Genomic DNA, 2,114 nt, shown 5'->3' with positions numbered 1-2,114 from the left:
AATCTCGTTCGCCTGGCGAAGCTCCTTCACTTCGCGCTCAAGCATCTTGATCCGCTCGCGCTCTTCGGTGCTTGGTCCCGCCCGCTTGCCGGCATCCCGCTCGGCCTGCGCCACCCAGCCATGCAGCGTCTGCGGCACGCACCCGATCTTGCCGGCAATCGAGACGATCGCTGCCCATTGCGACGGGTACTCCCCGCCATGCTCCATCACCATCCGAATGGCTCGCTCACGCACCTCTGGCGAGTAAGGATGTCTCTGCTTCCTGTCTGTCATAAAACCACTCTCTCAATGAAAATGGCCTCCGGCAAACCCGGCGCGGTTCACCGGCAAGAAGAATACTACTCTAAAGGAACCGGCGGAGTTAAAGGCTGAAATCTTGAAGCAAATGCCGCCCGATCTGCGGCGTTTTATCGATGTGTACGTTTTGGACCTATCTCGCCCATGAAGGAGTTGGAGGCGAAAACAACATGAAGCGGGATATTCCGGCTGCTTTCGTCCCTAAGTGATTTCGAGCGGTGGACATTTTTACAAGCAGAGAATGGGCAATCATCATTTGGGCGTTGGCCCTTTTGCTTATCTCGGCACGAAAAAAAGACGTTCGTGACGCATTCCTCAATGTCCTTCGAGCAGCTGCCAGCAAACATATTGTACGATTTCATCTGATTCTAGGCAGCTACGTCGGGCTTGTCGTTCTGGGATTATCGTATGTGGGGCTTTGGCAGTTAGATCAGCTAAAACCCACGATACTTTGGGTCATATTTGCAGCGACCGTGGCGAGCTTTCGAGCTGCAACTCAAGACTCTCTACCAAACCTGTTCGCCGCTTGGGCCAAAGATACACTGAGCTACTCCCCATCGTTTGGACAGGATCTGGCGTAGATTAAGCTACTCGTTGCACCTGCTGATCGGGTTGCTTGATATTATTTCTTTGCCAGTAAACCACCGCTGGTGGCCTGCCGCCAAGGGCTGAGTGAGGGCGCTTGTGGTTGTAGAAGGTCATCCATTTCCGGATGCCCGTCTTTGTTTCTGATCCTGTTTCCCAGGCGTGCAGGTAGACGCACTCGTATTTCAGGGTTCGCCATAGCCTTTCGATGAAGATGTTGTCGAGGAAGCGGCCTTTTCCGTCCATCGAGATCCGCACGCCGGTCCTGCGCAGTCGGTCGGTCCACGCGAAGGACGTGAACTGGCTACCCTGGTCGGTATTCATGATCTCGGGCGCGCCGAACTTGTGGACGGCCTCGTTCAGCGCTTCGACGCAGAAGTCGGCTTCCAGCGTATTGGAGATGCGCCAAGCCAAGACCTTTCGAGTGTGCCAGTCCATGATCGCCACGAGGTAGAGGAACCCGCGCTGCATCGGCAGGTAGGTGATGTCCGAGCACCAGACCTGGTTCGGACGATCCACCCGCAGACCTCTCAGCAGGTAGGGATAGGTCTTGTGCCCCTTCGCTGGCCTGCTGGTGTTGGGCTTCTGGTAGATCGGCATGAGCCCCATCAGGCGCATCAGCCGCCGGACACGTTTCTCGTTCACGAGGTGCCCGTCGTTGCGCAGGTGCCATGTCATCTGGCGGACACCGAAGAACGGCGTCTCCAGGAACTGCTCGTCAATTAGCCGCATCAGGCCGAGGTTCAGCTCGGTCTCGCCTTTAGGTGTGTAGTAGAAGGACGAGCGCGCGATTGACAGCAGCTTGCACTGTTGCCCGATGGATAGCTCAGGGTGGTCAGGCTCGATCATCCCGCGCCTCACTTCCCGCCCCAGGGCTTCAGCTTTCGTTCTAAAAAAGAGTTGGCCACCGCCAGCTCCCCGATCTTGGCATGGAGTTCCTTCACCTGCTCCTCGTCGATCTCGGGCTTCCTCCGGCCGCCGCGTTCGAACACGCCGGAGGCACCCTCGAGCAAAGCGCGTTTCCATTGATGGATCATCGTCGGATGCACCCCGAACCGACTCGCCAGCTCGGCCGCCGTCTCCTCACCCTTCAGGGCTTCCAGCGCGACCTTCGCCTTGAACTCGGGCGCGTGCTGTTTGCGTTTCGACATCTCTGATCTCCTCGTCGTTGAAGATCAGCAGACTGCAAATCGTAGCTTATGTCAGTGTCCAAATTTCGGGGGGTAGCTCAG

Annotated in this window: 2 protein-coding genes; both read right to left on the bottom strand. The window is 57.0% G+C overall.

Translation table 11 applies throughout. The features are described 5' to 3' along the window. A partial coding sequence (locus tag B8784_RS10810) for a transposase (RefSeq protein ID WP_143435342.1) occupies positions 1–273 on the bottom strand: 273 nt, incomplete at its 3' end. Between the two features lie 606 nt (positions 274–879). After that, positions 880–2,033, bottom strand: a protein-coding gene (locus tag B8784_RS10805; protein WP_456077614.1) for an IS3 family transposase whose coding sequence is annotated in 2 segments (ribosomal slippage) — positions 880–1,781 and positions 1,781–2,033 — 1,155 coding nt in all. Because the reading frame shifts where the segments join, the coding sequence is not laid out codon by codon here. Positions 2,034–2,114 lie beyond the last annotated feature (81 nt).

The organism is Henriciella aquimarina, from assembly GCF_002088975.1.
GTDB classification, from domain to species: domain Bacteria; phylum Pseudomonadota; class Alphaproteobacteria; order Caulobacterales; family Hyphomonadaceae; genus Henriciella; species Henriciella aquimarina.
This window is presented reverse-complemented; position numbering and strand designations above follow the sequence as displayed.